Origin of the sequence: Streptomyces sp. NPDC093149 (genome assembly GCF_044754145.1) — a bacterium.
In the GTDB taxonomy this organism is placed as follows: domain Bacteria; phylum Actinomycetota; class Actinomycetes; order Streptomycetales; family Streptomycetaceae; genus Streptomyces.
The window spans coordinates 13,360-37,410 of the sequence record NZ_JBIVON010000020.1; the positions used below are offsets into that span (position 1 = coordinate 13,360).

At 70.7% G+C, this 24,051-nt stretch carries 17 protein-coding genes; 15 read left to right on the plus strand and 2 right to left on the minus strand.

From position 1 onward, the window contains the following. Positions 1-485: 485 nt before the first annotated feature. Positions 486-1,325, minus strand: a complete 840-nt coding sequence (locus ACIQCZ_RS36040) for an HAD family hydrolase (RefSeq protein ID WP_402289174.1) — start codon at positions 1,323-1,325, stop codon at positions 486-488. A gap of 566 nt (positions 1,326-1,891) precedes the next feature. Here ACIQCZ_RS36040 and ssd point away from each other — a divergent pair. The 7 genes from ssd (at position 1,892) to ACIQCZ_RS36075 (ending at position 6,956) form a co-directional block, all read left to right on the plus strand. Beyond that, complete coding sequence (gene ssd, locus ACIQCZ_RS36045; RefSeq protein ID WP_402289326.1) at positions 1,892-2,953, plus strand: septum site-determining protein Ssd; 1,062 nt, start codon at positions 1,892-1,894, stop codon at positions 2,951-2,953. Next, complete coding sequence (locus ACIQCZ_RS36050; protein WP_402289177.1) at positions 2,950-4,098, plus strand: TadA family conjugal transfer-associated ATPase; 1,149 nt, start codon at positions 2,950-2,952, stop codon at positions 4,096-4,098. Before ssd ends, ACIQCZ_RS36050 begins: the two co-directional genes overlap by 4 nt. Next, positions 4,095-4,976, plus strand: a complete 882-nt coding sequence (locus ACIQCZ_RS36055) for a type II secretion system F family protein (RefSeq protein WP_402289180.1) — start codon at positions 4,095-4,097, stop codon at positions 4,974-4,976. The genes ACIQCZ_RS36050 and ACIQCZ_RS36055 overlap by 4 nt, the downstream gene beginning before the upstream one ends. After that, positions 4,973-5,767, plus strand: a complete 795-nt coding sequence (locus ACIQCZ_RS36060) for a type II secretion system F family protein (protein WP_402289183.1) — start codon at positions 4,973-4,975, stop codon at positions 5,765-5,767. The genes ACIQCZ_RS36055 and ACIQCZ_RS36060 overlap by 4 nt, the downstream gene beginning before the upstream one ends. Positions 5,768-5,825: 58 nt before the next feature. After that, positions 5,826-6,026 carry a DUF4244 domain-containing protein gene (locus tag ACIQCZ_RS36065; protein ID WP_402289186.1) on the plus strand — a complete coding sequence of 67 codons (201 nt, stop codon included), beginning with the start codon at positions 5,826-5,828 and terminating at the stop codon, positions 6,024-6,026. After that, positions 6,013-6,426 (plus strand): TadE family type IV pilus minor pilin, encoded by a 414-nt coding sequence (locus ACIQCZ_RS36070; RefSeq protein ID WP_402289189.1) that lies wholly within the window; start codon positions 6,013-6,015, stop codon positions 6,424-6,426. The genes ACIQCZ_RS36065 and ACIQCZ_RS36070 overlap by 14 nt, the downstream gene beginning before the upstream one ends. 158 nt (positions 6,427-6,584) lie before the next feature. Next, entirely contained in the window at positions 6,585-6,956 is a 372-nt protein-coding gene (locus ACIQCZ_RS36075) for an Rv3654c family TadE-like protein (RefSeq protein ID WP_402289192.1), read from the plus strand. Here the strand turns inward: ACIQCZ_RS36075 and ACIQCZ_RS36080 are convergent. Then, entirely contained in the window at positions 6,847-9,438 is a 2,592-nt protein-coding gene (locus ACIQCZ_RS36080; protein WP_402289195.1) for a DEAD/DEAH box helicase, read from the minus strand. The genes ACIQCZ_RS36075 and ACIQCZ_RS36080 overlap by 110 nt on opposite strands. A gap of 78 nt (positions 9,439-9,516) precedes the next feature. Between ACIQCZ_RS36080 and ACIQCZ_RS36085 the strand changes: the two genes are divergently transcribed. The 8 genes from ACIQCZ_RS36085 (at position 9,517) to tmk (ending at position 23,832) form a co-directional block, all read left to right on the plus strand. Further along, a complete protein-coding gene (locus ACIQCZ_RS36085) occupies positions 9,517-9,870 on the plus strand; it encodes an STAS domain-containing protein (RefSeq protein ID WP_003967428.1) in 354 nt (117 codons plus the stop codon). A 598-nt stretch (positions 9,871-10,468) separates the two neighbouring features. After that, positions 10,469-10,951 (plus strand): ATP-binding protein, encoded by a 483-nt coding sequence (locus ACIQCZ_RS36090; RefSeq protein WP_402289199.1) that lies wholly within the window; start codon positions 10,469-10,471, stop codon positions 10,949-10,951. 301 nt (positions 10,952-11,252) lie between these two features. Then, entirely contained in the window at positions 11,253-13,733 is a 2,481-nt protein-coding gene (locus ACIQCZ_RS36095) for a sodium-translocating pyrophosphatase (protein WP_402289202.1), read from the plus strand. Positions 13,734-14,130: 397 nt separating this feature from the next. After that, positions 14,131-14,754, plus strand: a complete 624-nt coding sequence (locus ACIQCZ_RS36100; RefSeq protein ID WP_402289205.1) for a small secreted protein — start codon at positions 14,131-14,133, stop codon at positions 14,752-14,754. Positions 14,755-14,864: 110 nt separating this feature from the next. Continuing rightward, entirely contained in the window at positions 14,865-16,382 is a 1,518-nt protein-coding gene (locus tag ACIQCZ_RS36105; RefSeq protein ID WP_402289208.1) for a methyltransferase, read from the plus strand. A gap of 561 nt (positions 16,383-16,943) precedes the next feature. Then, positions 16,944-17,141: a hypothetical protein gene (locus tag ACIQCZ_RS36110; RefSeq protein ID WP_351076972.1), complete on the plus strand. Its 198-nt coding sequence runs from the start codon at positions 16,944-16,946 to the stop codon at positions 17,139-17,141. A 330-nt stretch (positions 17,142-17,471) separates the two neighbouring features. Continuing rightward, positions 17,472-20,345, plus strand: coding sequence for a type I DNA topoisomerase (gene topA, locus ACIQCZ_RS36115; RefSeq protein ID WP_402289212.1), 2,874 nt, complete (start codon positions 17,472-17,474; stop codon positions 20,343-20,345). Positions 20,346-20,610: 265 nt separating this feature from the next. Beyond that, a complete protein-coding gene (tmk, locus tag ACIQCZ_RS36120) occupies positions 20,611-23,832 on the plus strand; it encodes a dTMP kinase (protein ID WP_402289215.1) in 3,222 nt (1,073 codons plus the stop codon). Positions 23,833-24,051: the final 219 nt, after the last annotated feature.

Consider the following 24,051-nt stretch of genomic DNA (forward strand, 5'->3'; position numbering starts at 1 on the left):
GCTCGGGTCCGTAACTCCACCGCGATAACTTCACCCGAGTAACTTCTCGGCCCCGTAAAAGGGTTGCGGCGGTACCGTCCTCGGTACCGCCGCTGGCATGTCTACCCAGTTACCATGCGTCCTCGATATGTGCCCATCAGGTCGGGGACTTCGCCCGTTCCCTGGTGCGGCTGGCCCGTAATCGACGGGTCGACGTCGCGTGGGTGCTCGGTTTTCATGCTCGGTCCGTGGGGCCTTCTCTGCGTTACAGGTAATCCTCTCGGATGTCCTTGGTCTCGCGGGCCGTTGAGTCCTTTGTACTCCAGCCCCGTGGTGAGCGGTAGTGCTGGCCACACTTCTTTACTTTTAGGTTCAATTACGGGCGAGTTGGACAAATGGGCTGGATGGGTGAACGGGGCCGATCGGCTGGGGTGTTCGTTGGTCGGGGGGCCGTGGAGGGAAGGGTGGGTCGAAGATGCGTTCGGAGCGTCGTTCGGCCCCGTGCTTCAGAGGGAGGAGGCGGTGGAGCGGCGGCGGGAGGTGTACCAGACGAGTCCCGCTGTGACGGCCGCCGCGCCCACCGCTGCCGCTGCGACCAGCGCGGGGCGCGGTGGCAGGGAGAACGAGGGCAGTCGTTGCTTGAGTCGGACCGGTCGGTCGAAGACGAGAATCGGCCACTCGCGGAGGGTCGCTTCGCGCCGCAGCGCGCGGTCCGGATTGACCGCGTGCGGGTGCCCGACCGACTCCAGCATCGGTACATCGGTGGCGGAATCGCTGTAGGCGTAGCAGCGCGACAGGTCGTATCCCTCCGACACCGCGAGCGCCTTGATCGCCTCGGCCTTCGTCGGCCCGTACGCGTAGTACTCCACTTCACCGGTGAAACAGCCGTCCTCCCCGACGACCATTCGAGTGGCGACGACTCGGTCGGCGCCGAGCAGCTCACCGATCGGTTCGACGACCTCGGCGCCCGAGGTCGAGACGATCACCACGTCGCGTCCGGCGGTGTGGTGTTCCTCGATGAGCGTCGCTGCTTCGTCGTAGATGATCGGGTCGATCAGATCGTGCAGGGTCTCGGCGACGATTTCCTTCACTTGTCGGACGTTCCAGCCCTTGCAGAGTGCGGAGAGGTATTCCCGCATCCGCTCCATCTGGTCGTGATCTGCACCCCCGGCAAGGAACACGAACTGTGCGTACGCGGTGCGCAGTACAGCGCGGCGGTTGATCAGTCCGCCTTGGTAGAAGGACTTGCTGAAGGTCAGCGTCGAAGACTTCGCAATGACCGTCTTGTCCAGGTCGAAGAAGGCTGCTGTGCGCGGCAAGAAGCGGTTTTCCACAAGGCAGAGCATAGGGGGCCACCATTCGGCGTAAACTCTGGCGCGTGGGTTTGCCTGAGAAGGCTCTCGGGTACACCATGGAAGTCACGGATCGTTCGCGACCGTGCTAACCCGGTCCGGCTCCTCCCCCCCCCGAGTCGGCCGTGGGGACGACCCCCGCTCTCCCCCCCGGCGGGGGTCGTCGCATGTCCGGACGCGTTTCTGCTGTTCGGAATCAAGCATTCTGCCTCCATTTCTGCCGTGACGGCCCACTTCTCGGCCCGCTCCCGCCATCATGAACCGTCACGGTGTGTAGCGGAAGGGGTGCTCTCCGGAAGTCGCCGGTATGGGCGACGGAGATATTCACAACGACGGAGTTGTCCACAGTTTTCGAGCAAGATCCACACGATTTCCCGAAGCGCTGCACGGTGATTCCAGCCGCGAAGTGCGCGGGTCGTGGAATCGCCGATCTCGGAACGCTCCGAGATCATCGCGAACCATGAGGAAGGTGCAGTGGGAAGGGGGCGGAGATCGTGGCTGATTCCATCGCACGGGATCGTCTGCCGATCGCCGAAGCGCGGCAGGGTGGACCGCTGATCGTGACCGAGGATGTGGAACTCCTCGATGATCTGCTGAGGCTGTGCGCGGCCGCCGGAGCTGAACCGGAAGTTCATCATTCGCTGCCCGAACGCAGGGGCGGTTGGGAGCAGGCGCCGATCGTTCTCGTGGGGGACGATGCCGCCCAGCGGTGCCGCGGAGCCGTGCGCAGGCGCGGCGTGATGCTGGTCGGCCGGGACCAGGACGTCCCGGATGTCTGGCGTCGCGCCGTGGAGATCGGGGCCGAGTATGTGCTGAGGCTGCCCGATTCGGAAGGCTGGCTCGTCGACCAGATCGCCAATGCGGCGGAAGGCGTGGGCCGGCCGGCGCTCACCGTCGGGGTGATCGGCGGACGGGGCGGTTCCGGCGCGTCCACGCTGGCCTGTGCCCTCGCGGTGACCGCAGCCAGGGCCGGGCGGCGGACCATGCTGATCGACGGTGACCCGCTCGGTGGGGGCATCGATGTGCTGCTGGGTGCAGAACGGGCCGAGGGAATGAGATGGCCGGATTTCGCCCATTCCAAGGGGCGAGTCGGCGGACGCGCGCTGGAGGAGTCGCTGCCCTCACTGCACGGGTTGCGGGTGCTCAGCTGGGGCCGCGACGACTGGGTGGTCATCCCGCCCCGGGCCATGCAGGCCGTGCTGGCCGCCGGGCGCAGGCTCGGCGGGGTGGTGGTCGTCGACCTGCCGCGCCGGGTGGACGAGTCGGTGGCCGAGGCTCTCTCGCAGCTGGACCTCGGGCTGTTGGTGGTCCCCGGGGAGCTTCGTGCGGTCGCGGCGGCGAAACGGGTGGCGTCGATGGCCGGGATGGTCCTGAACGATCTTCGGGTGGTCGTCCGCGGCCCGTACGCGGCGGGTCTCGACGAGCGGTGGGTGGCGCAGGCGCTCGGCTTGCCGCTAGCCGGTGAACTCCCGGTCGACGGCGGGCTCCTGGCGGACCAGGACGACGGCGCGCCGCCCGGCGGCCGTGCGCGCGACCCGCTGGCCAGATTCTGTACGGCGTTCTGGGAGCAAGCCCTCGTCCCGGAGGGTGCGGGCGGACGTGCCGGAGGAGGTGCGTCATGACGGAGACGCTCCTCGACGCCGTACGGCAACGGCTGGCGCAGAGCGGCGCCGCCCCGACCCCGGCCGGGGTCGCGGCCGCGCTGCGAGCCCAGGGGCGGCTGCTCGGCGATGCCGAAGTGCTGGGTGCGGCCGATGAGTTGCGCGGCGAACTGGTCGGCACCGGGGTGCTGGAGCCGTTGCTCGCCGACCCGGCGGTGACGGATGTGCTGGTTTCCGCACCGGACCGGGTATGGGTGGACCGGGGCGGCGGGCTCGAACTCACCGGGGTGAGCTTCCGGGATGCCGCGGCGGTGCGCAGGCTGGCGCAACGGCTGGCGGCCGTGGCGGGTCGGCGGCTGGACGACGCCCGGCCCTGGGTGGACGCTCGGCTGCCGGACGGCACCCGTATGCATGCCGTGCTGCCGCCGGTGTCCGTCGGCTCGACGTGCCTCTCGCTGCGGGTGGTGCGGCCCCGGGCCTTCTCGCTGACGGAGCTGGTCGCGGCGGGGACCGTGCCGCCGGGCGGTGACCGGGTGCTCGAGGCGCTGGTGGAGGCCCGGGTCTCGTATCTGATCAGTGGGGGGACAGGGGCCGGGAAGACGACCCTCCTGTCGAGCCTGCTGGGTGCCGTCGGGGAGCGTGAGCGAATCGTGCTCGCCGAGGACTCCGCGGAGCTGCGGCCGGATCACCCGCACGTGGTGCGCCTGGAGTCGCGCCCCGCCAATCAGGAGGGGGCGGGGCGGGTGACCCTTCGCGATCTGGTGCGGCAGGCGTTGCGCATGCGGCCCGACCGGCTGGTGGTCGGAGAGGTCAGGGGCGCTGAGGTCACCGAGCTGCTGGCCGCCCTGAACACGGGCCACGAGGGCGGCTGCGGGACGGTTCACGCGAATGCCGCCGAGCACGTCCCGGCCCGCCTTGAGGCATTGGGCACTGCGGCGGGGCTGGACCGGACGGCGCTTCACAGCCAGTTGGCGGCTGCGCTGTCGGTGGTGGTCCATCTCGTGCGGGACCGGACCGGACAGCGGCGGATCGCCGAGGTGCAGGTCCTGGAGCGTGATGCGGCCGGGCTGGTGGTGACCGTACCGGCGTTGAGCTGGGGTGCCGACGGATTCGTGCGGGAGCCGGGTTGGGACCGGCTGCGGTCGCTGATCGGGGGTGCGCTGTGAGCGGCGGTACGACGACGGTGCTGTCGGAGAGCGCGAGTTGCGCGGTGGTCCTGTCCGTCGCGGTGACGGTCTGGCTGGTGGTGGCGCAGGACCAGCGGCTACGGAGGGCCCGGGTGCTGTTCGTCGACGGGGCGGTCGAGTCTCCGTTGCATGCGCGCTGGGAGCGGATTCGGGCAGAGGTCCGGCAACGGTTGAGCCGACGACGGGAGTGGCTCTGCCTGCCGGTGGCGCTGGCCATCGCTGTACTGGGGAAGTCCGTGCTGCCGTTAATGGCAGGGATGGTGGCGGTGCCGTTGACGGGGCGGTGGCTGCGGAGACGGGCTCTGATGCAGGAGCGGGAACGCAGGGCAGCCGGGGTGGTGTCGCTGTGCGGGGCCGTCGTGGGTGAGCTGCGGGCCGGGCATGAGCCGGGGCAGGCGTTGCTCGTAGCTGTCCGTGGGACCGGGGTGATGGGGACGGCGGAGGCCGGTGTGTCGGCTGCGGCGCGGTTCGGTGGCGATGTGCCGGCGGCGCTCGGGCAGGCGGCGCGGGAGCCGGGTCTGGACGGGCTTGCCGGGGTGGCGGCCTGCTGGCGGGTGGCGGTGGACGGCGGGGCCGGGCTCGCCGCGGGCCTGGACCGCCTGGAGGGCGCACTGCGGTCCGAGCGGCGCAGACGGGAGGAGTTGCGGGCTCAACTGGCGGGTGCCTGGTCGACGGTGGCCGTGCTGGCGCTGCTGCCGGTGCTGGGCCTGGGGCTGGGAGCGGCACTCGGGGCCGATCCGTTGGCGGTGCTGCTGCACACACCGGCCGGGCTCGTCTGTCTGGTGGTAGGCGGAGTGCTGGAGGCGGCAGGGCTCTGTTGGGCCGGCCGGATCGTACGGGCGGGGGAGACGGCGTGAACGCGGCCACCGGAGACTCCGCCCACCACACGGCGGCTCTGTGGGCGGTCCTGGGCGCGGTCGCGTATCTGGCCCTTGCCCTCACTGCACGGCGACGGAGGCGGACGGTGCTGCGTCGGGGGGCGGTGCTGCTGTCGACCGGCCCGGAGCGGCGCCGACGCGGGTGGACGGTGCCCGGGGCGCGGGCGAAGGAATGGATCACGGTCCTGGGCGCCGTGGCGGCGGGCGTGATCCTGGTCGGTGGCCTGCCGGGGTACGTGATCGGGTTGGCAGGGGCGTTCGGTGCCTGGTGGTGGCAGCGGACCCTGCGTAGGCGTGAACCGGAGGCCGGGGCGGCGGAGGTGGCGGAGTTCACGCGCCAACTCCCACTGGCAGCCGACCTCTTGGCGGCCTGTGTCTCTTCCGGAGCCGGACCCCGGGAGGCGGCGGAGGCGGTGGGGGAGTCGCTGGGGGGACCGGTTGGCGTGCGCCTGGCGCGCACGGCGGCGGAGATCAGGCTCGGTGGTGAACCTGCGGTGGCCTGGAGGAGGTTCGGGGACATACCGGGCGCCGGTGCGCTGTCCCGTTGCCTGGACCGGGCGGGATCGACCGGGGCTCCGGCGGCGGAACCGGTGGCGCGGCTGGCCGAGGCGATGCGGGCCGAACGGGCGAGTGCGGCCGTGGCGCGTGCCCAGCGGGCCGGCGTGCTGATCACCGCACCGGTCGGGCTCTGCTTTCTGCCCGCGTTCCTGGCGGTCGGGGTGGCTCCGGTGGTGATCGGGCTGGCGACCGGTCTGCTTCGCACCGGCTGAAAGAAAACCACCAGTAAATATCCATTCCATATGAATTATTGATTTCACGGGGGTCGAAATGGTGCAACGAATCAGGGGCTGGGTGCGGAGCCTGCTCGGCCGAGTCCGGTCGGACAACGGAATGACGACATCCGAATATGCGGTGGGGACGATCGCGGCCTGTGCGTTCGCGGCGGTGCTCTACAAGGTGGTCACCAGCCAGCCGGTCATGTCCGCGCTGCAGTCGCTGCTCAAGGACGCGCTCGATGCGAAGTTCTAGGAAAGGTTCCGGGGCGTGCGACGAGGGTTGCGGCCGTGCCGCGGGCGAGGCCGGGGACCGGGGTGCGGTGACGGCGGAGGCAGCCGTCGCGGTTCCGGTGCTGGCGGTGTTCGCTCTTGCGCTGGTCTGGGCTCTGATGGCCGCCTCCGCCCAGATCCGGTGCGTGGACGCGGCCAGAGCCGGGGCGAGGGCGGCGGCCCGCTCGGAACCGGAGGCGCAGGCGCTGGAAGTCACTCGTTCGGCGGCACCCGACGGGGCTGAAGTAGCGATGGAGCGAGCCGGGGAGCTGTGGCGGGTACGGGTGTCGGCGCCGATGCCCGGACTCGGCCCACTGGCCCTGACGCTGCATGCGGACGCGGCGGCGCTCGCCGAGGACACGGTGGGGGCGACGACGCCGTGACGCGGAAGGGAGAGGGCACTCGGAAGACCGTCAGCGGGTGGTTGCACGGGCAAGGGAGGCGCGGCCGCGACCGGGAGCGGGCCCCGGTCCGGGACAGAGCCCCGGTCCGGGACAGAGGCCCGGTCCGAGACAGAGGCCTCGCGACGGTGTGGGTGGCGATGACCGCGGCGACGTTGTGCGCGGTGTTCGCCGTCGTGCTGGCGCTCGGGCAGGTGGTGGTCGCCCGGCACAGGGCCGGTGGAGCGGCGGACCTGGCAGCCCTGGCAGCGGCCGACCGGGCCCTGCGAGGGCCTGAGGAGGCATGCGAGGCGGCAGAGGAGGTCGCCGAGGCACAGGGGGCGGTGGTGGTTCTGTGCACGGTGCGCGGTGAGATCGCCGATGTGACGGCCGGCGTGCGCTTCGGGCCGTACGAGCCGACGGTCAGATCCCGGGCGGGCCCTCCGGTGGCCGTTCACGACTCTCCGGAGCCGCTGTTTCCGGTGGCTCCGGAGGGAGCAGCTCCGCAGAGGGGGGCGGCCCCGCCGCCCTAGACGGTTCCGGAGGGTTCGGCGACCCCCCGGAGTCCGGCGGAGCGGATCGGAGGAGTTCGCCGAGCAGGCGTACGGCGCCGCGTTTGTGCAGCGGATCATTGCCGTTGCCGCACTTGGGGGACTGGATGCAGGACGGGCAGCCGGCCTCGCATTCGCAGGACGCGATGGCCTGACGGGTGGCGGTCAGCCACGCACGGGCGGTGTGAAAGGCCCGCTCGGCGAAGCCGGCGCCGCCCGGATGGCCGTCGTACACGAAGACCGTGGGCAGCAGGGTGTCCGGGTGCAGCGGTACGGAGACACCACCGATGTCCCATCGGTCGCAGGTGGCGAAGAGCGGCAGCATCCCGATCGACGCGTGTTCCGCGGCATGCAGGGCGCCGCCCAGGATCTCCGGGTTGACACGCGCGGCGTCGAGTTGGTCCTGGGTGACCGTCCACCACACGGCGCGCGTGCGCAGAGTGCGAGGCGGCAGATCCAGTTTGGTCTCGCCGAGAACCTCGCCGGTGATCAGTTTGCGACGCAGGAAGGAGACGACCTGGTTGGTGACCTCCACGGAGCCGTAACAGAGCCGCCCGTCGCCCCACGGGACCTCGGTGTCGGTCTCCAGCACGGCGATGGCGGTGGTGTCGCGGGCGGTCGTCGAGTACGGCGGGTCGGCTTGCTCCACCAGGGCCACGGAGTCCTCCAGATCCAGCTTCCGGACCAGATAGGTGCGGCCCTGGTGGAGATGGACGGCGCCTTCGTGAACGGCGGTGTGTGCGGCCGATTCGTCCACGGTGCCCAGCAGCCGCCCAGTGCCTTCCTCGACGATCTGGACGGGGCGGCCGCCCTCGCCCCGGATGTCGGTGAGATCGGCGGCGCGCTCGCGGCGGGTCCAGTGCCAGCCCGATGTCCGTTTGCGCAGCAGCTTCGCGGTCTCCAGCTGCGGCAGCAGTTCGGCCGCGGCCGGGCCGAAGATCTCCAGATCGGGCTCGGTGAGCGGGAGCTCCGCAGCGGCGGCGCACAGGTGCGGGGCGAGGACGTACGGGTTGTCCGGGTCGAGCACCGTCGACTCCACGGGCTGCTGGAACAGCGCCTCGGGGTGATGGACGAGGAAGGTGTCCAGCGGGTCGTCGCGAGCCACCAGGACCGCCAGGGCGCCCTGGCCGGAGCGACCGGCGCGGCCGGCCTGCTGCCACAGCGACGCCCTGGTGCCGGGATAGCCCGCGATGACGACGGCGTCCAGGCCGGAGACGTCGACGCCGAGTTCGAGGGCGGTGGTGGCGGCCAGACCGAGCAGCCGGCCGGAGTGCAGGGCGCGCTCCAGGGCGCGGCGTTCCTCGGGGAGATAGCCCCCTCGGTAGGCCGCGACCCGGGAGGGGAGGGAGCGGTCCACCTCGGCGAGGCGCTCCTTGGCGATGACGGAGATCAGCTCGGCGCCACGCCGGGAGCGCACGAAGGCGACCGAGCGGACGCCTTGGACGGTCAGATCGGTGAGGAGGTCGGCGGTCTCGGCGGTGGCGGTACGGCGGACGGGCGCACCCTTCTCGCCGTGCAGTTCGGTCAGGGGCGGCTCCCACAGGGCGAAGACCAGTTCGCCGCGGGGCGAGGCGTCGTCGGCGACCTCCTGGACCGGGAGACCGGTGAGGCGTCCGGCCGCGACGGAGGGCTCCGCCGCGGTGGCCGAGGCGAGGAGGAAGACCGGATTCGATCCGTAGCGGGCGCACAGGCGGCGAAGGCGGCGCACCACCTGGGCCACGTGGGAGCCGAAGACACCGCGGTAGGTGTGGCACTCGTCGATGACCACGAAACGCAGGGCGCGCAGGAAGGAGGACCAGCGTGGGTGGGACGGGAGTATTCCGCGGTGCAGAATGTCGGGGTTGGTCAGCACGTAATTGGCGTACTGACGCACCCACTCGCGTTCCTCGACGGGGGTGTCGCCGTCGTAGACCGCAGGCCTGACGGCGTTGCCGAGGGGGGAGGCGAGTTCCTTCACCGCCCGCCTCTGGTCGGCGGCCAGGGCCTTGGTGGGGGCGAGATACAGGGCGGTCGCGCCCCGGCCGTTCGGGGCCTCGGAGCCGTCGAGCAGGGCAGTGAGGACCGGGGTGAGGTAGGCGAGCGACTTGCCGGACGCCGTGCCAGTGGCGATGATCACGGATTCGCCGTCCAGTGCGTGCTCGGCGGCGGCGGCCTGATGCGCCCAGGGGTGATCGATCCCCGCCTCCTGGATCGCGGCGATCACTTCTGGCCGGATGCGATCGGGCCAGATGGCATGGGTTCCCGTACGCGGGGGCAAGTGCTCCGTATGAGTGATGCGCGCGGACCGGCCCGCCGCTGCGGCGAGTCGGTCGAGGACCATGGCGGGAGAGGGGCGGGAGTCCCTGTTCTCGGCCGGTCGACTGGGGCGGTGATTCTTGGCCATCGGCACCGAGTGTGTCACTGGCGTGACGGACAATGGTCCCAAGGCGTCGTGCATGGCTGCTGGTAAGTGATTGAATGCCATCGCGGCTGGCGATCCGTCCCCCGGCTCCGCCGGGGAGACCGAGGGGCGACCGCTCGATAGCAAGGTGCTGGAGGATCCGTGGACCTGTCCTTGTCGACTCGCAATGTGTCCGGCCCTGGTGGCGACCGTACGGTCGTCGAGGTCGGTGGCGAGATTGATGTGTATACCGCGCCCAAGCTGCGCGAGCAGTTGGTCGAGTTGGTGAATGACGGCAGCTACCACCTGGTTGTCGACATGGAAGGCGTCGACTTCCTCGACTCCACCGGCCTCGGCGTGCTCGTGGGCGGCCTGAAGCGTGTCCGGGCCCATGAGGGCTCGTTGCGCCTGGTCTGCAACCAGGAGCGCATTCTCAAGATCTTCCGGATCACCGGTCTGACCAAGGTGTTCCCGATTCACACCACGGTCGACGAGGCCGTAGCGGCCACCGACTGACACCCGGGCCGTGGCCGGTCCGCTCGTCGGATCGGCTGCAGACCGGTCCGGTGGCCGACCGCGGTACCGGCAGCTGTCACAGGCGACCGGTGCAACGTCGGCGGGTCTGGTGGGTCTGGTGGGTCTGGCGGCCGATTGGATCGCAGGCAGCCAGTCGGCCGGATGGTGGGCCAGCGAGGCGGTCAGTGGCCGGGGAGCTGGAAGATCGACACTCCGGACCGGTCGAACGATCGTCCGGTAGCTGGTCGGCGTTCGGTCGCTCGGCGGTCTGTCCGCCATCCGGCGGCCGAGGGCCCGTCGGGCAGGACCGCCGGTCGGTCGGTCGCCGGTTGTGCGGGGCCGCTGAGAACGGGCTGACCGCCGGGTGGGATTCTCCCGGCCGGTCGGCAGCTGTAGGTTTGCGCGCCGGTCGACGACCGGCTCGGTCGGCCGACGGGCTCGTCGGTTCCGGAGCGGGGCCGGAGCGAGACCGCCAGAAGGCCGGAAGATCGAACTGAAGACCGAACCGAAGACCGGGAAAAGACCGGAAGAAGAGCCGGGGGCCGGGCAGTGTGCCCGGGTCCCTGGGGTGCACGCCCGTACGTCTGAAGGGGATCGCATGGCCACCGTTGAACTCCGCTTCAGTGCCCAGCCCGAACACGTCAGGACGGCCCGCCTCGTGGCGGCCGCCGTGGCGCGCCGGGCGGGTGTCGACGAAGCCGCGCTCGACGAGGTCAGACTCGCCGTCGGTGAAGCCTGCAGCCGCGCAGTCGGGCTGCATCGCAGTCATGGCATCACCGCTCCCGTCTCCGTCGTTCTGACCGAAGAGGAGAAGTCCTTCTCCGTCGAGGTCGGCGACGAGGTGCCCGGACCGGGCGCCGAGTCCGCTTCCGATGGGCCCGCCGGAGCCTCCGCGGCACGCGGCGCCACGCCCGGCGTGGGGCTCGATGAGCCGGAACCCGAGACCGACGCCGATGGCGAGGACGAGATGGGTCTCGCGGTCATCAGCGGCCTCGTCGACGATGTGGAAGTCAGATCGGGAGTCAAGGGCGGAGTGATCCGTATGAGCTGGCCGAAGACGCCCGTGACCGTGCTTCCCTGAGGCTCCGCAGGCAGGCGCCACAGGCGGGTACGTCCGTGGCGATCCCGCCGAATGACTTCTCGGATCAATTCCTTGATCCGCCTTTCGAGGCCCTGCTGAGCAGGGCCTCTTTTCATTTCCGTCCGATCAATGATCTACGGAAAATGTGCCTGCCCCATTACTGTATTCGGGTAGATCCACTGTCGCGATCATTTGTTGATCCACCCGCGAAGGTCAATTACATTTACCGCGCACTGTTTTGATCAGCTTCCGCTCCTTACAATCCGTCCACGTCTTGAGCGCTGAGCGTCAAGGAGGACGTATGGCGGAGTTCTTCAACACCCCACTGGCAGGACTGACGCAAGATTCCGCATTTTCCGCACCTTCCGGTTCCGCACCTTCCGGTGTCACACCCTTCGATCGCCCCGTGTCGCTCGCGGACGCGGTGCTCACCCATGACAACCGCGTCATCGTGATCGTCGTCGCGGCCGTCGCCGTGGCCGCGCTGGTCGTAGCCCGGCTGTTGGTGCGGCAGGTGCTGGCGGCCGGTGAGGGAACCGACCGCATGAAGGAGATCGCGGCCGCTGTCCAGGAAGGCGCGAATGCCTATCTGGCCCGGCAGTTGCGCACCGTGGGCATCTTCGCGGTCGTGGTCTTCTGCCTGCTTCTGCTGCTTCCGGCCGACAACTGGTCGCAGCGTGCCGGCCGTTCGTTGTTCTTCCTGGTGGGTGCGCTTTTCTCGGCGACCACCGGATACATCGGCATGCGACTCGCCGTACGGAGTAATGTCCGCGTGGCTGCTGCTGCGCGCGAGGCGACTCCCGCGGAAGGTGAACCCGAAAAGGATCTCACCGCTGTTTCGCACCGAGCGATGAAGATCGCTTTTCGTACCGGCGGCGTGGTCGGCATGATCACCGTGGGTCTCGGCCTGCTCGGCGCTTCCTGCGTCGTCCTCGTCTATGCCGCCGACGCGCCCAAGGTGCTGGAGGGCTTCGGTCTCGGCGCCGCGCTGATCGCCATGTTCATGAGGGTCGGCGGCGGCATCTTCACCAAGGCCGCGGACGTCGGCGCCGACCTGGTCGGCAAGGTGGAGCAGGGTATCCCGGAGGACGACCCGCGCAACGCCGCCACCATCGCAGACAACGTGGGCGACAACGTCGGTGACTGCGCGGGCATGGCGGCCGACCTCTTCGAGTCGTACGCCGTGACCCTCGTCGCCGCGCTCATCCTCGGCAAGGCCGCCTTCGGCGACTCCGGACTGGCCTTCCCGCTGATCGTCCCGGCGATCGGTGTGGTCACCGCGATGATCGGGATCTTCGCGGTCGCCCCGCGGCGTGCCGACCGCAGCGGAATGACCGCCATCAACCGCGGATTCTTCATTTCCGCCGTGATCTCGCTGGTTCTGGTGGCCGTGGCGGTCTTCGTCCATCTGCCGTCCTCGTACGCGGATCTGGCCGGTGTCACCGACAGCGCCATCACCTCGCACGGCGGCGACCCGCGGGTCTTCGCCCTGGTGGCCGTCGCCATCGGCATCGTGCTGGCCGCTCTGATCCAGCAGTTGACCGGCTACTTCACCGAGACCAGCCGCCGTCCCGTCAAGGACATCGGCAAGTCCTCGCTGACCGGCCCGGCCACCGTCGTACTCGCCGGCATCTCGATCGGCCTGGAGTCCGCCGTCTACACGGCGCTGCTGATCGGTCTGGGCGTCTACGGGGCGTTCCTGCTCGGCGGCACGTCGATCATGCTGGCGCTCTTCGCGGTGGCCCTCGCGGGGACCGGGCTGCTCACCACCGTCGGTGTCATCGTGGCCATGGACACCTTCGGCCCGGTTTCCGACAACGCGCAGGGCATCGCGGAGATGTCCGGTGACGTCACCGGAGCCGGTGCTCAGGTCCTGACCGACCTGGACGCCGTCGGCAACACCACCAAGGCCATCACCAAGGGCATCGCCATCGCCACCGCCGTCCTGGCGGCCTCGGCGCTGTTCGGCTCGTACCGCGACGCGATCGCCACCGCGGTCGGAGACGTGGGGGCCAAGGCCGGGGAGATGACACTCAGCCTGGACATCTCGCAGCCCAACAATCTGGTGGGGCTGATCCTCGGCGCCGCGGTCGTCTTCCTCTTCTCCGGGCTGGCGATCAACGCGGTGTCCCGGTCCGCCGGGGCCGTGGTCTACGAGGTGCGGCGGCAGTTCCGCGAGCATCCCGGGATCATGGACCACAGCGAGAAGCCGGAGTACGGGCGGGTCGTCGACATCTGTACCAAGGACGCCCTGCGCGAGCTCGCCACGCCGGGCCTGCTCGCGGTCATGGCGCCGATCGCCGTCGGGTTCACGCTCGGTGTCGGGGCGCTCGGTTCGTATCTCGCGGGCGCCATCGGTACCGGCACGCTGATGGCGGTCTTCCTCGCCAACTCCGGCGGCGCGTGGGACAACGCCAAGAAACTCGTCGAGGACGGTCATCATGGCGGCAAGGGCAGCGAGGCCCATGCCGCGACCGTCATCGGTGACACGGTCGGCGACCCGTTCAAGGACACGGCGGGGCCGGCGATCAACCCCTTGCTCAAGGTGATGAACCTGGTCGCGCTGCTCATCGCTCCGGCGGTGGTGCAGTTCAGCTACGGGCACGACGCGAGCGCCGGGGTGCGGGCGCTGGTGGCGGTACTCGCCGTCGCCGTCATCGTCGGAGCGGTCTACGTCTCCAAACGGCGCGGGATCGCCGTGGGGGACGAAGAGGGCCCGAGCGGTGGGGACGGGGGAGGAGGCAGGCCCGCCGAGTCGCCCGACCAGGCAGCCGTCTCGTGAAGCGGCGACGTAAGGAAGGCTGCGGCACGTAATCTGCCGTGACGCGACTTCCGGGCGGACGAGGCATCATGATGCGGCGTCCGCCCGGTGGTCTGTCCGACGGTCCACCCGGTGTTCTCTCCGGCGCTCAGCCCCGCCTGTCCGGTGGTGCGCTCGGTTGTCCGTCCGACGGCCCGCCTGGCGATCACTCGGTTGTCCGCCCGGCCGATATGCCCGACCGCGCACTTGCTCGCGCACCTGTTCCCATGTCCCGAGGGCTGGGCGGGTGAGTTGTATCTCCCTCATTTGCCTTGGTGCAAATGGCTTCAAATGCTCACTGATCGGACGCTCGGCACCCGGATGGAGTGCGCCCGACGTGTAAGTTCCGGGGCCGAGAGCCTTGGAAGGGACCGATCCGGTGAACAAGAAGCTTGCGGCCGCGCTGTCCGGCGGTGCGGTACTGGTACTTACGCTGTCGGGCTGCAGCAGCGACGACAAGAGCAACAAGGTGAACGACTGGGCGAAGACGGTCTGCGACCAGGTCAAGCCCCAACTGCAGAAGATCGCGAACGCCAACGCCGCCATCCAGCAGCAGACCGCCGACAACAGCAAGCCCGCCGATGTCCAGAGGACCGACTCGGCCGCCTTCCAGCAGATCTCGCAGGCGTACAAGGCACTCGGCGCGGCTGTCGACTCGGCGGGAGCGCCGCCGGTCGACGGCGGCGAGACCACGCAGAAGGAGGCCGTGAAGGAGCTCAACGCCTCCTCCGTGGCGTACGCGAACCTGCAGAAGAAGGTCGATGCCCTCGACACGAAGGACCAGGCGAAGTTCGCCGACGGCCTCAAGGGCATCGCGGACGAGCTGAACAAGATCAGCACCAGCGGTGACGAGGCGCTGAAGAGGCTTCAGTCCGGTGAGGTCGGCGCCGCGATGGCGAAGCAGACGGGCTGCCAGAAGCCGACGGCATCGGTGCCGCCGAACGCCGGCTCCCAGGAGTCGGGGTCCCCGTCGTCGTCCGCCTCGCCCGACAAGAAGTCGTGACCGTCCGGTCGCGGCGGTCGTAGTCGAGGCAGCCGTTGCACGCACGGCCCGGCGCCCCCGGCGAGCGCCGGGCCGCTGCCGTTGTCAGTGGGAACGGCCACAATGGGTGGGTGAGTACGACCAGTCTTCCCGCGCCCGACCGTTCGCCCCGGCTCCGCGAAGCCCTGCTCGCCGCCGCCTTCACCGCCGACGGGCTCCTCGACCTGCTCGGTGCGCCCGCCTACGCCGCGCTCGCCCGCAGCGAGACGGTTCCGGCGCTGCGCGCCACCCGGGGCGACTCCCCGCTCGACACCCTGGTGCGGCTCTTCCTGCTCCAACACCCCGTCCCGTACGAGCGGGCCCGTGCCGCGCTCCCCCTGGCCGAGTGCATCGAGGACGGCTGGGTGACCCGTACCGCCGACGGAGAGGTGCGGGCCACGGTCGACGTCCGGCCGTACGGCGGGCCCGAGGGACAGGACTGGTACATCGTCTCCGACCTGGGCTGCGCGGTCGGTGGCGCGGGCGGCATCGGTTCGCGGGAGGAGGGCGTGGTGCTCGGCGTCGGGGGGGCGTCCACCACACTCGCCGGGATCACCGTCCGTACGTCTGTCGCCTCCGCGCTCGATGTCGGTACGGGCTCCGGTATCCAGGCGCTGCACGCCTCGCAGCACGCCACCCGGGTCACGGCCACCGACCTCAACCCGCGCGCGCTGGATTTCACCCGACTGACGCTCGCCCTGTCCGGCGCCCCGGCGGCCGAGTTGCGTCTGGGATCCCTGTACGAGCCGGTCGGCACGGAGACGTACGACCTGATCGTCTCCAACCCGCCGTTCGTCATCTCGCCCGGAGCCCGTCTCACCTACCGCGACGGCGGCATGGGCGGCGACGACCTGTGCCGGACCCTGGTACAGCAGTCGGGCGACCGGTTGAACGAAGGCGGATACGCCCACTTTCTCGCCAACTGGCAGCACGTCGAGGGCGAGGAGTGGCAGAGCCGGCTGAGTTCCTGGGTGCCGCACGGCTGCGACGCCTGGATCGTCCAGCGTGAGGTCCAGGACGTCACGCAGTACGCGGAGTTGTGGCTGCGCGACAGTGGCGACCACCGCACGGATCCCGCCGAGTACGCCGAGCGGTACGACGCCTGGCTGGACGAGTTCGAGGCCCGCAAGACCAAGGGCGTCGGCTTCGGCTGGATCACCTTGCGCAAGTCCGCCGCGGCAGCGGCCGGGAACCCCTCGGTCGTGATCGAGGAATGGCCGCACGCCGTGGAGCAGCCGCTGGGACCGGCGGTCCAGGCCCACTTCGCCCGTCAGGACTACCTCCGCGAACAGGACGACGCGGCGCTCCTGTCCGGGCATTTCACTCTTGCCGCCGAGGTCGTGCAGGAACAGGTCGGACTGCCGGGCGCGGAGGACCCGGAGCACGTGGTGCTCCGTCAGAACCGCGGCATGCGGCGTGCGACGAAGGTCGATGCCGTAGGCGCCGGCTTCGCGGGAGTGTGCGACGGGACGCTGCCCGCGGGCCGGATCCTGGACGCGATCGCCCAGTTGATGAACGAGGACCCGGTGCTGCTGCGCGACCGCACCCCGCAGGCGATCCGGCTGCTGGTCGAGGAAGGCTTCCTGGAGCCGGTGGCACCGGTGAGCTGACGTTGCCGGTGGGCCCGAGCGGCCGGTGAGCTGATGTTGCCGGTGGGCCGGAGCGGCCGGTGAGCTGATGGCGCGGCCGTGCTTCCGGGGCCCGGGAGGGGCAGTGGCTGCTGCGTGCGCCTTCGTTCCGGGGCGCGGACGCCGGGCACGGTTCCCCGGTCGGGCCCCGGGGACCAGTGCGGGGGCCGATCACCGAGCTCCCTCCCCGGCTCTGGGCAACGGTCTCCGGGCCCGTCGGCCGTCCCCGGCACCAGGCTCCGCCATTTGGCTCCGTTCCGGTTCGGGTGCGTACCGCCCGAGGTAAGGAGCGACCTTGCCATCAGTGTCTTTTCCCTCACCGCCGAGGCCCGCCGTGAGAGGCCGCTGATTCCGGTTGGTCCTCGGCCGGAGGTGTCCCGGGGTGGCGGTTGCGCGCTTCCCCGCGGCCGGGGCCGGTGGATCCGGGACGCGTGCATCCGGCCATTCACCCGGGGTTCGCGTCCACGACGCCCCGGGGTGGCAGCCTCCCCCTGACCGGACGGCACAGGCCCCGGCCGGACAGGGACAGGAAGGCGTACGGGCATGGAGAGCGGACCTGCGGTCTTCGCCGGAACGGCGTTCGCGCTGTTCGGCGCCGCGCTGCTGCTGTGGACGGGGTCGCGCGTGCTGCACCGCGCGCCGGTGGCGCAGGGTGTGAGCCCCATCGCTTCCGCCACTCTCGCCACTGTGTTCGGCGTACTCTTTCTCGTCCTCGGTGTGTGGTGTTTCACCCGCATCTGATCCACCCTCCACCGGGCCCGGCCGGGAGCCGAGGGGCCCGGTGGGCCGCGCCGGGGAACACGCCCGGACCGACCGCTCTTCGCCACCTGCGCCCGCGCCGCTGTCACAGCGACCGGAAACCCGCAGGCAGCGGCCGTGCGTGTGGTGGGCCGGGCAGTCCGGGCGGCAGGAATGGCGGAAGTCGGGTTACCGTTCGAGTGGCCGTTGCGGGCTTTTGCCGTTTGACACGGGGGCGGGTTGTACCGTCACACTCCGCAGCGACAGCACCGTCGGCAGCGTCAGCGCGCTGCCCGGATGCCCACTGAGTGTCGACCGGAGAGAAGAGCGAAGTTGTCCCCGACCAGCGAGACCGCACAGGGCGGCCGCCGACTCGTCATCGTCGAGTCGCCTGCCAAGGCGAAGACGATCAAGGGCTACCTCGGCCCCGGATACGTCGTCGAGGCGAGCGTCGGGCACATCCGCGACCTGCCGAACGGCGCCGCCGAGGTCCCCGACGAGTACACCGGCGAGGTCCGTCGGCTCGGCGTCGACGTCGAGCATGACTTCCAGCCCGTCTACGTCGTCAACGCGGACAAGAAGGCGCAGGTCAGGAAGCTCAAGCAGCTGCTCGCCGAGTCCGATGAACTCTTCCTCGCCACCGATGAGGACCGCGAGGGCGAAGCCATCGCGTGGCACCTGCAGGAAGTTCTGAAGCCCAAGGTTCCGGTCCACCGGATGGTCTTCCACGAGATCACCAAGGACGCGATCCGGGAGGCCGTCGCCAATCCGCGCGAGCTCAACCAGCGCATGGTCGACGCCCAGGAGACCCGCCGTATCCTCGACCGGCTCTACGGCTACGAGGTCTCGCCGGTCCTGTGGAAGAAGGTCATGCCGCGGCTGTCGGCCGGCCGCGTCCAGTCCGTGGCGACCCGTCTCGTCGTCGAGCGGGAGCGCGAGCGCATCGCCTTCCGTTCCGCCGAGTACTGGGACCTGACCGGCACATTCGGCACCGGCCGCGCCGGTGACGCCTCCGATCCGTCGACGCTCGCCGCCCGTCTCAGCGCGGTCGACGGCCGCCGTGTCGCCCAGGGCCGTGACTTCGGTCCGGACGGGCAGCTGAAGTCCGGTGCCGGCCAGGTGCTGCACCTGGACGAGACGAACGCCCGTGCCCTGGCCGCAGCGCTCGCCGACGCCACGTTCGCCGTGCGGTCCGTCGAGTCGAAGCCGTACCGCCGTTCCCCCTACGCCCCGTTCCGTACGACGACCCTCCAGCAGGAGGCGAGCCGGAAGCTGGGCTTCGGTGCCAAGGCCACCATGCAGGTCGCGCAGAAGCTGTACGAGAACGGCTTCATCACCTACATGCGTACGGACTCCACGACCCTCTCGGACACCGCGGTCTCCGCGGCGCGGGCACAGGTCACGCAGCTGTACGGCGCCGACTACCTGCCGGACAAGCCGCGCACGTACGCCGGGAAGGTCAAGAATGCGCAGGAGGCGCACGAGGCGATCCGCCCCTCCGGCGACCGCTTCCGCACCCCGGCCGAGACCGGTCTCAGCGGCGACCAGTTCCGGCTCTACGAGCTGATCTGGAAGCGGACCGTCGCCTCCCAGATGAAGGACGCGGTCGGTAACTCCGTCACCGTCAAGATCGGCGGCCGGGCGAGTGACGGCCGCGACGCCGAGTTCTCCGCGTCCGGCAAGACGATCACCTTCCACGGCTTCATGAAGGCCTACGTGGAAGGCGCGGACGACCCGAACGCCGAGCTCGACGACCGTGAGCGGCGCCTCCCGCAGGTCGCGGAGGGTGACGCGCTCTCCGCCGAGGAGATCTCGGTCGACGGGCACGCCACCAAGCCGCCGGCCCGATACACCGAGGCCTCGCTGGTCAAGGAGCTCGAAGAGCGCGAGATCGGCCGCCCGTCGACGTACGCCTCGATCATCGGCACGATCCTGGACCGCGGCTACGTCTTCAAGAAGGGCACGGCGCTCGTCCCGTCCTTCCTCTCCTTCGCCGTGGTCAACCTGCTGGAGAAGCACTTCGGCCGGCTCGTCGACTACGACTTCACCGCGAAGATGGAGGACGACCTCGACCGCATCGCGCGGGGCGAGGCCCAGTCCGTGCCGTGGCTGAAGCGCTTCTACTTCGGTGCGGGCGGCGACGACACGGCGGGAGCGGGCGCGGCCTCCGACGCGGGCAACGGCGACGGCGACCACCTCGGCGGACTGAAGGAGCTCGTCACCGACCTCGGCGCGATCGACGCGCGCGAGATCTCCTCCTTCCCCGTCGGCAACGAGATCAAGCTCCGGGTCGGTCGTTACGGTCCGTACATCGAGCGCGGCGAGAAGGACTCCGAGGGACACCAGCGCGCGGACGTGCCGGAGGACCTGGCACCCGACGAGCTGTCCGTCGAGTACGCGGAGGAACTGCTGGCCAAGCCGAGCGGCGACTTCGAGCTCGGTGCGGACCCGATCACCGGGCACCAGATCATCGCGAAGGACGGGCGTTACGGCCCGTACGTCACCGAGGTGCTGCCCGAGGGCACCCCGAAGACCGGCAAGAACGCGGTGAAGCCGCGGACCGCCTCGCTCTTCAAGTCCATGTCGCTGGACACGGTGACGCTGGCCGACGCGCTCAAGCTGATGTCGCTGCCGCGTGTCGTCGGCGAGGACGCCGACGGCGTGGAGATCACCGCGCAGAACGGCCGCTACGGCCCGTATCTGAAGAAGGGCACGGACTCGCGTTCGCTGACCTCCGAGGAACAACTGTTCGACATCACCCTCGACGAGGCCCTCGCGATCTACGCCCAGCCCAAGCAGCGGGGCCGCGCCGCGGCCAAGCCGCCGCTGAAGGAGCTGGGAACCGACCCGGTGAGCGGGGCTCCGGTCGTGGTCAAGGACGGGCGCTTCGGTGCTTACGTCACCGACGGGGAGACCAACGCGACGCTCCGGACCGGTGACAGCGTCGAGACCATCACGCCGGAGCGCGGCTACGAGCTGCTCGCCGAGAAGCGCGCCAAGGGGCCCGCCAAGAAGAAGACGGCGAAGAAGGCTCCTGCCAAGAAGGCGACCGCGAAGAAGACGGTGGCCAAGAAGACCACGGCGGCGGCCAAGAAGACGGCGGCGAAGAAGACCGCGGCGAAGAAGACGACCGCGGCGAAGAAGACGACGACCGCCAAGAAGGCGACCGCGACGAAGAAGGCGGCCGCGGCGTCCGTGGAGGACTGACCGTACGAGCGCTCCGATCGCCGGAGGGGCTGGGTCTTCCGGCCCCTCCGGCGTTTGTGCACCGGAGGTGTGCGCGAGGGGCGGGGCCCGTGCGGCGGGGCCCGTTACGGTCCGGCAGGGGGTGGGCGCCGGGCCCGGCCCCCGTCCCTCGGGAGCCGAAGGGACAGGGCACGCCCCTCGGTCGTCGGGGGCCGGAGCGCCCTCGGGCGCCCATATGTTCGGGCGTGGCCTCCGGGGACCCCACCGCTCCGGATAGGCTGGGCGGATGACGCGAGCCGAGCAGCCAACGGTCGTGAGCCCCACCTCCGACACTCTTGCCGCAGACTCACGCGAGCGCGCCGTACGAGCCCTGTTGCGCGTTCCCCCGCTGAAGCGGTTGTGGAGCGCCCAGCTCGTCGGTGGTATCGGCGATGCACTCGCCCTTCTCGTGCTGGTGCTGATGTCGCTGCAAGCGGCGGTCCTTGAGGGCTCATTCGGAGCTGGGTACCGAGGGGCGGCGTTCGCCGTCGCCGCGGTGTTCGGTGCCCGGATCCTTGCCACCCTGCTCTTCGGAGCCGTACTCCTGGGGCCGCTGACGACGCTCACCGCGCCAGGGGGACCGCTGGACCGGCGGTGGCTGATGATCGGCACGGACGGGCTGCGGCTCGCGCTGCTGGTCGTCGCGCCGCTGTGGATCGACTGGATGCCCGACAAGGCACTCATGATGATCCTGATCACCGTCTTCGTCGTCGGTGCGAGCGAACGCCTGTGGACGGTCGCCAAGGACGGCGCGGCCCCGGCGCTGCTGCCCGCGCCGCCCCCCGAGGGCGCCGCGGTACGCCCCCTGCCCGACCACCTCGACGCGCTGCGCCGGCTCTCCCTCCGTACCGACTTCGCCGCCGTTCCGGCCGCCGCGGTCGTCCTGCTGATCGCCACGCTCATCGGCAACCTGCTGGGCTCGGGCCTGGAATGGTTCTCGCTCCACCAGGCGGCCCTCGGCTCGTACGTCGCGGCCGGGCTCTTCTCGGCCTCCATCTCGACCCTGTACTTCCTGGAGCTGCCCGGCTCGCAGACGCCCCGCCCGCGTTCGCCGCTGGAGGGCCTGCGTCGGCCGTCGACCGGCAGCGGTCCCGACAAGGGCCGCACCGGAGCCGTACCGCTGATCGTCGGCGCCTCGGCAGCGGTCGCCGGAGCGATCGCCGCCGCCGCTGCCGTCGCCGTACTGCACGCCGCCGAGCTGGGCGGCGGACCCGCCGCCTTCGCCCTGCTGGTCCTCGGACTGACCGGGGCCACCGGGGTCGGCATCCGTACTGCCGGGAAGGTGCTGCCCGCGCTGTCGCGGCGCAGGCTGCTCGCCCTGGCCATCGCCGTCACCGGTGTCGCGCTCCTCGCCATGGGCCTCGTGCCGGACACGGCGACCGTGCTCATGATCGCGGTGCTCGCCGGTTACGCGGCGGGCGTCGCCGCCCACACCGGTCATGTCCTGGTCGACCAGGAGACCGAGGAGTTCCGCCGGGCCAGGACCACGGAGCACCTCCAGGCCGTCGTGCGGGTCCTCATCGCGATCGGCGCGCTCGCGGGGCCGCTGCTGGCTGCGGCGATCGGCGCCCACCGGCTGACCGCCGGAGGCTTCGTCTTCGCCCACGGCGGAGCGGCCTTCGCCCTGATGCTGATCGGTGCCCTGCTGCTGCCCGTCGCCGTGATCGTCCTCGCCAGGACGGACGACCGTTCCGGCGTGCCGCTGCGGCGCGACCTGCGTGAGGCGCTGCGCGGCGGCGACCCGGCCGTCGCCCCCGCCGCGACCGGATTCTTCCTCGCCCTGGAGGGTGGCGACGGCGCCGGCAAGTCCACCCAGGTCGAGGCGCTCGCCGATTGGATCCGTGCCAAGGGCCACGAGGTCGTCGTCACCCGCGAGCCGGGCGCGACCCCGGTCGGCAAGCGGCTGCGCTCGATCCTGCTCGACGTGTCGTCGGCCGGGCTCTCCAACCGGGCCGAGGCACTGCTGTACGCCGCCGACCGCGCCGAGCACGTCGATTCGGTCGTCCGTCCGGCGTTGGAGCGTGGCGCGATCGTCATCTCCGACCGCTACATCGACTCGTCCGTCGCCTACCAGGGCGCGGGCCGTGATCTCTCCCCGACCGAGATCGCCCGGATCTCGCGCTGGGCGACGAGCGGACTCGTACCGCATCTGACGGTGCTGCTGGACGTCGACCCGGAGACCGCGCGGGAACGGTTCACCGAGGCGCCCGACCGGCTGGAGTCCGAGCCGCCCGAGTTCCACGCCCGGGTGCGGTCCGGTTTCCTGACGCTGGCCGCCGCCGACCCGACCCGCTACCTGGTGGTGGACGCGGGTCAGGATCCGGAAGCGATCACCACGGTCGTACGCCACCGGCTCGACCAGCTCCTTCCGCTCTCCGAGGCCGAGATCAAGGCCCAGGAGGAGGCGCGCAGGGCGGCCGAGGAGGAGGCCCGGCGCAAGGCCGAGGAGGAAGCGGCCCGCAAGGCCGAGGAGGAGCGGCTGGAGCGCGAGCGGCAGGAACAGCTCGCCAAGCTCCGTGCCGAGGAGGAGGAGCGCAAGCGCCGCGAGCTGGAGGAGGCGCGTCGGCGCGAGGAGGAACGCCAGGCCGAGGAAGCCAGGCAGCGCGCCGAGGAGGCCCGGCGCAAGGCCGAGGAGGAGCGGGTCAGGCTGGAGGCCGAGGAGGCGGCCCGCGAGGCCGAGCAGGCCCGGCTGCGCAGGCAGGCCGAGGAGGAGGCCCGGCTGCGCAAGGAGGCCGAGGCACGGCGGCTGGAGAAGCAGCGCAAGGCCGAGGAGGCACTGCTGCGGTCCGAGGCGGCCCGTCGGCAGGCCGAGGCCGACGCGGCTGCCGCCGCGGAGGCGGCGCGCGCCGAGGCTGCCGCGGCGGCGTCCGTCCCGGACAACGAGATCACGGTGCCGACACCGATCGTCAGCCCGAACGACGTGACACAGCCGGTGCCTTCGCCGGTCACCCCGACCGCGCCGCCCGACGAGGCCGAAACGGCGATGATCCCGAAGATCCACGACCGGTCGGAGCGGTCCGACCGGCCGGATCGGGACGATCCCTCCGACCAGCGGTCCGACCGGCCCGGAGCCGCTGGTGCCGCGGACGAGACGACGGTGCTTCCTCCGGTACGGGACACCCGGGACAGTGGTGGCGCCTGGAACGCTCGGGACGTGAATCCGTCGGACCGGGTTCCGCGGGGCATCTTCCGTGACGAGCGCCCGGCGGACGCCGCGCCGGAGCGCGAGAACGAGCGCACGCGCGAGCTTCCGCAGATGGGCGATCCGGGCGCGGGCATGCCGCGGCCGGTGCAGAACCACTGGGACGGTCAGGAGGGCCAGGAGCGTCGGGGCCGGCGTCCCCGTCCCGACTGGGCCGAGGAGACTCCGCTGGACGATCTGCCCACGCTGGCGGACGAACTGCTCGGCGACCATCGCGACGACGAGGGCTCGGGCCCCTCGGGCCGGGGACGCCGACCGCGCCGCTGATCCGCGACGGCTGCCGGGCGGGTCCGACGATCCCGGCAGCCGGGCAGCCGGGCAGCCGGGCAGCCGGGCAGCCGGGCAACCGTGCTGTCGGGATTGTCAGACCCGTCCCCCACAATGGGAAGACGGATCGGGAGTTCGGATGAGGGTGCCGGATCCGGGACCCGGACCGGAGGCCGGATCCGGATGCGAGGAAAGCGGGTTGCGGGCCGGGCAAGCGGG

Coding starts and splice junctions, on each gene's coding strand:
- tmk (WP_402289215.1), top strand. CDS start 20,611: ATGACGCGAGCCGAGCAGCCAACGGTCGTGAGCCCCACCTCCGACACT.
- ACIQCZ_RS36075 (WP_402289192.1), top strand. CDS start 6,585: ATGACCGCGGCGACGTTGTGCGCGGTGTTCGCCGTCGTGCTGGCGCTC.
- ACIQCZ_RS36090 (WP_402289199.1), top strand. CDS start 10,469: ATGGCCACCGTTGAACTCCGCTTCAGTGCCCAGCCCGAACACGTCAGG.
- ACIQCZ_RS36050 (WP_402289177.1), top strand. CDS start 2,950: ATGACGGAGACGCTCCTCGACGCCGTACGGCAACGGCTGGCGCAGAGC.
- ACIQCZ_RS36065 (WP_402289186.1), top strand. CDS start 5,826: ATGGTGCAACGAATCAGGGGCTGGGTGCGGAGCCTGCTCGGCCGAGTC.
- ACIQCZ_RS36095 (WP_402289202.1), top strand. CDS start 11,253: ATGGCGGAGTTCTTCAACACCCCACTGGCAGGACTGACGCAAGATTCC.
- ACIQCZ_RS36070 (WP_402289189.1), top strand. CDS start 6,013: ATGCGAAGTTCTAGGAAAGGTTCCGGGGCGTGCGACGAGGGTTGCGGC.
- ACIQCZ_RS36040 (WP_402289174.1), bottom strand. CDS start 1,325: ATGCTCTGCCTTGTGGAAAACCGCTTCTTGCCGCGCACAGCAGCCTTC.
- ACIQCZ_RS36080 (WP_402289195.1), bottom strand. CDS start 9,438: ATGGCATTCAATCACTTACCAGCAGCCATGCACGACGCCTTGGGACCA.
- ACIQCZ_RS36110 (WP_351076972.1), top strand. CDS start 16,944: ATGGAGAGCGGACCTGCGGTCTTCGCCGGAACGGCGTTCGCGCTGTTC.